Source organism: Clostridium sp., assembly GCF_036643715.1.
In the GTDB taxonomy this organism is placed as follows: Bacteria; Bacillota; Clostridia; order Clostridiales; family Clostridiaceae; genus Clostridium.
Map to the genome: position 1 here is coordinate 35,888 of NZ_JAVXRL010000025.1, position 8,008 is coordinate 43,895.

Annotated in this window: 8 protein-coding genes; 6 read left to right on the forward strand and 2 right to left on the reverse strand. The window is 30.2% G+C overall.

Annotated features, from left to right (window positions below):
• Positions 1-23: 23 nt before the first annotated feature.
• Together ligA and RSF37_RS08850 are read left to right on the forward strand one after the other, a co-directional pair.
• Positions 24-2,015, forward strand: a complete 1,992-nt coding sequence (gene ligA / locus RSF37_RS08845) for an NAD-dependent DNA ligase LigA (protein WP_332564044.1) — start codon at positions 24-26, stop codon at positions 2,013-2,015.
• A 6-nt stretch (positions 2,016-2,021) separates the two neighbouring features.
• Positions 2,022-2,294, forward strand: coding sequence for a hypothetical protein (locus RSF37_RS08850; RefSeq protein WP_332564045.1), 273 nt, complete (start codon positions 2,022-2,024; stop codon positions 2,292-2,294).
• A 41-nt stretch (positions 2,295-2,335) separates the two neighbouring features.
• Here the strand turns inward: RSF37_RS08850 and RSF37_RS08855 are convergent, their stop codons facing one another.
• The gene (locus RSF37_RS08855) at positions 2,336-2,617 is read right to left on the reverse strand and encodes a hypothetical protein (protein WP_332564046.1); all 282 of its coding nucleotides are present in this window, start codon (positions 2,615-2,617) and stop codon (positions 2,336-2,338) included.
• A gap of 144 nt (positions 2,618-2,761) precedes the next feature.
• Between RSF37_RS08855 and RSF37_RS08860 the strand changes: the two genes are divergently transcribed.
• Positions 2,762-4,249 carry an ABC transporter substrate-binding protein gene (locus RSF37_RS08860; protein ID WP_332564047.1) on the forward strand — a complete coding sequence of 496 codons (1,488 nt, stop codon included), beginning with the start codon at positions 2,762-2,764 and terminating at the stop codon, positions 4,247-4,249.
• A 62-nt stretch (positions 4,250-4,311) separates the two neighbouring features.
• Here RSF37_RS08860 and RSF37_RS08865 read toward each other — a convergent pair whose 3' ends face one another.
• The gene (locus RSF37_RS08865) at positions 4,312-5,799 is read right to left on the reverse strand and encodes a hypothetical protein (protein ID WP_332564048.1); all 1,488 of its coding nucleotides are present in this window, start codon (positions 5,797-5,799) and stop codon (positions 4,312-4,314) included.
• A 100-nt stretch (positions 5,800-5,899) separates the two neighbouring features.
• Here RSF37_RS08865 and rph point away from each other — a divergent pair, with 100 nt between their 5' ends.
• Genes rph through RSF37_RS08880 form a run of 3 tightly spaced genes read left to right on the forward strand, consistent with a single transcriptional unit; the run spans position 5,900 to position 7,736 of the window.
• Complete coding sequence (gene rph / locus RSF37_RS08870; protein ID WP_332564049.1) at positions 5,900-6,646, forward strand: ribonuclease PH; 747 nt, start codon at positions 5,900-5,902, stop codon at positions 6,644-6,646.
• Positions 6,647-6,649: 3 nt separating this feature from the next.
• Positions 6,650-7,258 (forward strand): XTP/dITP diphosphatase, encoded by a 609-nt coding sequence (locus tag RSF37_RS08875; protein WP_332564050.1) that lies wholly within the window; start codon positions 6,650-6,652, stop codon positions 7,256-7,258.
• 1 nt (position 7,259) lies between these two features.
• Positions 7,260-7,736: a metallophosphoesterase gene (locus RSF37_RS08880; protein WP_332564051.1), complete on the forward strand. Its 477-nt coding sequence runs from the start codon at positions 7,260-7,262 to the stop codon at positions 7,734-7,736.
• Positions 7,737-8,008 lie beyond the last annotated feature (272 nt).

Sequence of the window (8,008 nt, forward strand, 5' to 3'; positions counted from 1 at the left end):
TATTTAGGAGGCAGGAATAGCTTATGGATAAGAGCGCAAGAATGGAAGAGCTTATTTCAGAATTAAACAAATATGCTTATGAATATTACACTTTAGATAATCCGTCAGTAACTGATAAAGATTATGATAAGAAATATGATGAGCTTGTAGCCTTAGAAAAGGAACTTAATATTGTACTACCATATTCACCAACAGTAAGAGTTGGTGATGTGGTTTTAGAAGGCTTTAAAAAGTATACACATAAAGGAAGACTTTGGAGCTTAGGTAAAGCGCAAAGTATTGAAGAAATAATAGAATGGCATAATAGAAATGTTAAATTTGTAGAGGAAGCTAGAAGAAACGGAGAAGAACTTCCACCTCTAAAATATATAGCAACAAAGAAGTTTGATGGGCTTACTGTAAATTTAACTTACGGAAATGATGGTATATTAAAAGTTGCAGCAACAAGAGGGACAGGAGCCGTTGGAGAAGATGTAACAGCTCAAGTTAAAACAATAAAGAGTATACCTCTTAAAGTTGATTGCGATGATGTATTTGAAGTTCACGGAGAAGCTATAATGACGACAGAAGCTTTTGAAAAATATAATGAAGAGTCAGCAGTTCCTCTTAAAAACTTAAGAAATGGAGCTGCAGGAGCTCTTAGAAACCTTAATGTACGTGAAACAGCTAAAAGAAATCTTTCAGCATTTTTCTATGATGTTGGTTATAAAGAAGGAGCTGAATTTGATACATATACGGAGATGATGAATTTCATAAGAGAAATGGGATTCCCTGTTGATGAATATATTAAAGAGTGCTTCACTATAGAAGATATTCAAAGAGAAATTGATTATATAAGAGATATAAGATTTAACTTAAACTACGATATAGATGGACTTGTTCTTGCAATAGATGATATGAGAACTAGAGAATTACTTGGTTATACTGTTAAATTCCCAAAATGGGCAATTGCATATAAGTTTGAAGCACAAGAAGCTACAACAAAACTTTTAGATGTTGAGTGGAATGTAGGAAGAAGTGGAAGAGTAGCTCCAACAGCTATATTAGAGCCAGTTGAACTTGCAGGAGTTACTGTAAAGAGAGCAACATTAAACAATATGGATGACATAAGAAGAAAAGGCGTTAGAATAGGCGCTGATGTATTCGTAAGAAGAAGTAATGATGTTATACCAGAGATAATGGGAATAGTTGAAGAGAGCTTAGATGGATCTACAGAAATAGTACCTCCAACTAACTGTCCAGCATGTGGAAGTCATTTAGTTGATGAAGGTGCTCACATATTCTGTGAAAATACTCTTTCTTGTAAGCCACAATTAGTTAAGACTATAGTTCATTATGCATCAAGAGAGGCAATGAATATAGCTGGATTCTCAGAGAGAACAGCAGAGCAATTATTTGAAAAGCTAAATATTAAATCAATATGTGATTTATATAAATTAAACAAAGAAGAATTAATTACTTTAGAAAAGTTTGGTGAAAAGAAGGCACAAAATCTTTTAGATTCAATAGAGAACAGTAAAGACTGTAAGCTTGAAGCATTTATATATGCATTAGGAATACAAAATGTTGGAGCAAAGACTGCTAAAGATATAGTAAACAGATTTAAATCAATAGAAGGTTTAAAGAAGGCTACATTTGAAGAATTAGTTGAAGTACCAGATGTTGGAGATATAGTTGCAAACTGTATTACTGAATTCTTTAGTGAAGAAAAAGTAATTGAGACAATAGACGAACTTATAAGTCTTGGAGTTAATCCGGTATATGAAGAGAAAGAAACTATAGAGAGTATATTTGAAGGAAAAACTGTAGTTGTTACAGGAACTATGGAAAAATACTCAAGAAAAGAAATAAAAGAAAAGTTAGAAATACTTGGAGCTAAAGTTTCTGGGAGTGTAAGTAAGAAGACAGATTACGTAGTTTACGGTGTAGAGGCTGGGTCAAAGCTTACTAAGGCAGAAGAATTAGGAGTTAAAACAATCTCAGAAGATGAGTTTGAAGAAATGATAGGAGGCTAATTAACTTTGAAGAAATTTATAAATATGTTAAGTGTAGCGTTAAGTATTGTAGCTTGTATAGTTATAATATGCACATTTTTAACCTCATATCAATTTATGTATATATCAGAAATGTTTGATTCATATTTATCAGTTCAAGTTGTAGTTGCTATAACTATGGCTGTTTGGTCAATTAGATTCTGGATGAATGAACGTGGAAATAGAAGATACTTTTATACATTATTTAGTTTATGTATTACAGCATCATTAATAGCATTTATGTTTGGAACTATAAGATAACAAAAAAAGACTTCTGTGAACTATCACAGAAGTCTTTTTTGTTATTTATTATCTATATTCTCAAAATCTTTAATGTTATCTAATTCAGATTTACTAAAACTTTGAGCATTTTCTTCAGTTAAGAATTCTTCAAATGAAAAGTCGCTATTGCTAGTTTTACAAAGTAAATCTAAATTGTGACTCATCTTTTCTAAAATATAATTTTTGTAACGAAGTTGATTGTAAGCTTTTAAAGCTACAATGAAAAGCCAAATGCCGATAAACATAAAAGTTAGCATGAAAATTATTCCGATAATACATACTGTACCAGTTAAAAATGCCATCTTAACGCCTCCTAAAAATATAGAATAATTATAGCATAATTATTTTATAAATTTAACCAAAGTACAAAAAAATATTCATTAAATGATTAGAAAATAAGCCCTTTGACAATAATTATGATAAGTAAACAAAAGGAGCTACAGATTATGAAGAAGATAATAATTACAGGGGTTTTGTCTGCAATAGTTATAATAGTTGGTTTAAGCTTTATTGAAATAGATAACTCAGATGAAGGTGTAATCAATAATTCAATAGTATATGCAGTTAATGCTATACCGAATGAACTTAAAGATGTAAGCAAGCTATCGACAAGAGATGAAGATATAATTTGTGCAACAAGCAAAGGGCTTGTTAGCAAAGATAACGAGGGAAAGATAGTTCCAGCATTATCAGAAGAGATAAAAGTAAAAGATGATGGGATAGAGTATGAATTTAAAATTAGAGATGATGTGTATTGGAGTGATGGACAGAAAATAACAGCTGAAGATATAAGAGATTTCTTTAGAGAACTTTTAAAGGAGGAGGGTGATGATAATATTAGCGCCTTCTTAAATGTATATGGAGCTAAAGAGTTTAGAGACGGTAAAGTTACATTTGAAAAAGGAGTTGCAATTAAAGCATCAGAAAATACTCTTAGCATAAGGCTTAATAAAAAAGATGATAAGTTTTTAGATGAATTAACAAAGACTCAGTATAGAGTAAGAAAATATTTAATAATGTGGGATGATCTTATTAATAATTATAAAAGAATCGTTTATTCTGGAGAATATAAGATAAACAATATAACAAAAGAAGGTATTGAACTTATAAAGAACTCAAACAGTAAAGAAAGTTCAGCTGGAAAGATAAATATAGTATCAGATGAAAATGAGGAGTTATCTATGGCTTCTTTTGAAGTTGGTGACAGAGATGTTGTGGTCAATCCTCCAAGCAATCAGTTAAATAGACTTGATAGTGAGGGAAGGCTTAAAACATTTAATTCAGATGGAGGAATGTATGTAAGTTTAAATGCAAATGAAGATAAGTTGCCATTATCATCAAGAAGAACACTTTACTTTAAATTAAATGTTGCTATGGGTGACTATCAAGAAGAAAATAGCAATGCATTAGAACTTGCAGAAGGAAGTTACTTTAGAGAAGATAAAGATAACTTAGATAAGCTTCAAAGTAGAAAGGTTATGACAAGCAGTAGTGAAGGTAAACTTCCTGAAGTTATAACTATATTAGGTATAGATAATAACTACAATAGGTCTGTGGTAAAGCATCTTGAGAAATGGTTTGAAGAAAACTCCAAAAGTAAAGTAAGATATAGTTTAGTTAAAGAAGAGGAATATAAGAACTTAGAACTTAGGAAAAGATATGATGTAATATTGATTGATGAAATTGCAAACCCTAAAGATAAAGAAGGATTTTATTCATCACTAAAAAGTCATTACACAGAAAAAGAAGTAGCGCTTTATGATAGTATAGATAAAAGCAATGATAAAAACTTTAATAAATTAGAAGAACAGCTATTTAATAATTACTCAATAGTTCCTTTAACTTTTGAAAATAAGAATGTAGCTATATCAAAAGAAATAAACAACATAGAATTTGACTTCTATGGAAATATTAAATTTGAAACATTAAAATAGTATAAGAAAAAACACTAGACAGTCTATTATTAAGATTGTCTAGTGTGATTTTTTTTGTAAGTTTAATTTTCTGTCGTTTCATCGTTTTGAATACTTTCACTAGATGGCAGTTTCTTAATATCATAACTATCTAATGAATTTGAATTATCATAATTAAGTTCTAAGTTATTCATGAATCCATCCCTAAATGAATGAATCATAAGGAAGAATATAAACATGTTCTTATAACTATCAAAAGATTTACGCGAAGATTCAAAAACTTCCTTCTTCTTAGAATAAGTTATATTTTTAAGGAACATAGGTGACATTCCAGTAGAATTCAATGTAGGAAGGTTAGGCATTCTAAAGAATGTTTCATCTAACATATCTTTAGATAGCATACTACATTTTTTATATCTTTCTGCATTATCTAAATCTGGTGCATCAGGCCAACTAGTTACTAAATTTGAATTTAAAATATATTTTTTATATATATTAGAAATAATTTGATTATTTTCACGCGAGTTACCTGAGGTCTCAGAATACATAACAAATGCAATTAAATAAAAACATATATCAAAGGATGTATATTTAATTTCCTTCTTATCTGTAAGTTTTTGAATTACATTGTTATCTTCATCATATAGAGATAGAAGTCTATCCATGATTTCAGAGTATTTTTCTTTGAAAGTCATTATATTTGTATGTTTATATGAAGACATTAAATTAATTGCAAATAGGGAACAGTCATCTAATGATTCTACGTAGTAATCTTTTTCATCGAATTTATTTATAAGAAATTCTGATAAGTCTATTATTAAACTTGTTACATCTTCATTTTTAGAATATCCAAAGAATACATTAAAAGCTAAAAGTATTTTTGAACCTTCATCAAATGATACGTTGTAAAGAGCTTCTTTATAGTCTAAGAACATTTGAAGTATTTCTAATGCAAAATTTTTATATTCTTCTTTAGTTTCAGCATCATCAGCTGAAAGTGAATATAAATAATAAGCATTCATCATAAATGCTTGATCACTAAAAATAAATTTTCTATCTTTTTCAATTAAGTTACCATCTTTAGAGCCTGAATCAAATAAACTTTTCTTAGGTATGAATATACCTTCTGAATTTCGTAGGTTTTCGTAGTAAAAGTCTAATTGTTCATGGCAAAGGCATCTATAGGCAGAAGCTAATTCTCTTTCATTACTTTTTCTATTAAATTTAGAATAGTAATCACTAAGCTCTAATAATGAAAGGGTCATAAATGCATTTGTAGTTGGTTCAACTTCTCTTTTGAATGTTGATGAATCAAAGCCGTGGGATGTCTTGCTGTGCATGAATAACGGTGATGATTTTTTATATAAGCATAATACTGGAGAAAATTTACTTAATATGCTAATATCTTTTGTAGATGCACTTTTTTTAGAATTTCTTGATGAAAAAACATAACCACACTTTGAGTTTAGAGTAAGTATTTTAACAGCTTCTTTTGATAAATGAAAAAGCTGACCACATATTTCATCTTGTGATAGGCTGTTCATTCGGAAAAATGGCCCGATATATCTCAAAATATTTCACCTCATATATAATTCTTATAATAATTAATATGAGAGAATTCTAAAAAAAGTGCATAAAATATTGATAAATATATTTAGGGAGGCGAATTAAATGAGATGTGATGGGAGAAAAAATGATCAAGTTAGATCAACAAAGATAACTAGAAATTATACGAAATACGCTGAAGGTTCAGTTTATATAGAGGTAGGAGATACAAAGGTATTATGCAATGTATCAATTGAAGATAAGGTACCACCATTTTTAAAAGGTAGTGGAGAAGGTTGGATAACAGCAGAATATAATATGCTTCCAAGAGCTACAGGAACAAGGAAGATTAGAGATATAGCAAGATTAAAAGTTGATGGAAGAACTATGGAGATACAAAGATTAATTGGAAGAGCACTAAGATCAGTTGTTAATCTTAAAGCACTTGGAGAGAAAACTCTTTGGATAGACTGTGATGTTATACAGGCTGATGGAGGAACAAGAACGACATCAATAACAGGAGCTTTTGTTGCTATGGTTGATGCAGTTAATAAATTGCATAAAATAAAACCTTTTAAAGTATATCCAATAAGAAGCTTTGTTGCTGCAACTAGCGTTGGAATAGTAAAGGGTGAAAAAGTAATAGACTTATGTTATGAAGAAGATTCAAAGGCAAAGGTTGATATGAATGTTATAGCAACTGATGAAGGTGAATTTGTTGAAGTTCAAGGAACTGGAGAAGAATCTCCTATGAGTAGAGCGGAGCTTAATGAACTTTTAGACTTAGGTGAAAAAGGAATTAAGCAAATGGTAGCACTTCAAAAGAATGCTTTAAAAATGGATGCATTATGGATTGGAACAGGAGGAAACTAAAAGATGAAACTTATACTTGCAAGTAATAATGAGAAAAAGATAAAAGAGATTAAAGAGATATTGAATATTAATGATTTAGAAGTTAGATCATTAAGAGATGAGAATATAGATATAGATGTTGTTGAAGATAGTGACACATTTGAAGGTAACGCAAGAAAGAAAGCTAGTGAAATAAGAGAATACTTATTATTAAAAGGTGAAAGTAATTTTATTGTTATGTCAGATGACTCTGGTCTTGAAGTTGACTACTTAAATGGAGCTCCAGGAGTATATTCTGCAAGATATGCTGGAAGTCATGGAGATGACGCTAAAAACAACGAGAAACTTTTAAAAGAGTTAGAAGGCGTTAAGATGGAAGATAGAGGAGCTAACTTTGTTTGTCATATAACACTAATTAATAGCGATGGAAAAGAATTAAATGTTAGAGGGGAAGTTAATGGCAAAATACTTGAAACTTTAAATGGAGCTTCTGGATTTGGATATGATCCATTATTTTATTATGAAGGATACAGAAAAACTTTTGGCGAAATATCAGGAGAAGATAAAAATAGAGTGAGCCATAGAGGAAAAGCTCTACAAAAATTAAAAGAGAGAATTAGCGAGGTACTATAATATGTTAATTGCAGTTGTTAGTGATACTCATAGAATGAGTAAGTATATAGAGATAGTAAAAGAGAGAATTAAAGGGGCAGATATACTTATACACTTAGGAGACAATGTAGATGATGTAGATGAACTACGTGAAGGTTTTAAGGGGGAAGTATACGCTGTACTAGGTAATTGTGATTACAACTCTAATTATCCATTAGAGAGGGTAATAGATGTTAATGGAGTTAAGATATTTGCAACACATGGTCATGGATATAATGTTAAGTATGGCTTAAATAGTCTGTATTTTAAAACTAAAGAAATAGGTGCAGATATAGCTTTATATGGACACACTCATGAAGAGGTAGTATTAAAAGAACAAGGGGTTACTATAATGAATCCGGGGAGTCCATCTTTACCTAGAGGTAGAGGAAGATCTATTGGATTTATAGAAATCAATGATAAAAATGATATAGATGCTTATTTAGAAAGTATAGAATAGAGTATAAGTGGTGATAATTCGTTAATAGAAAGGCGTATATAGTGACAAATTATTTATAAAACTAAGGCTTGGTTTAAAAAATGAAAATGATTGAAATTAATTAGAATTTATTCATAAAAACTATTGACGGATTAGCTAGCATAATGTAGAATAGTCATTGTCGTTGCGAGAGACAACAACGTGAAACGAAATGTGTGAGCGACGATTAATGACTTACCGGGGTGTGGCGCAGATGGTAGCGCGCATGGTTTGGGACCATGAGGTCGCAGGTT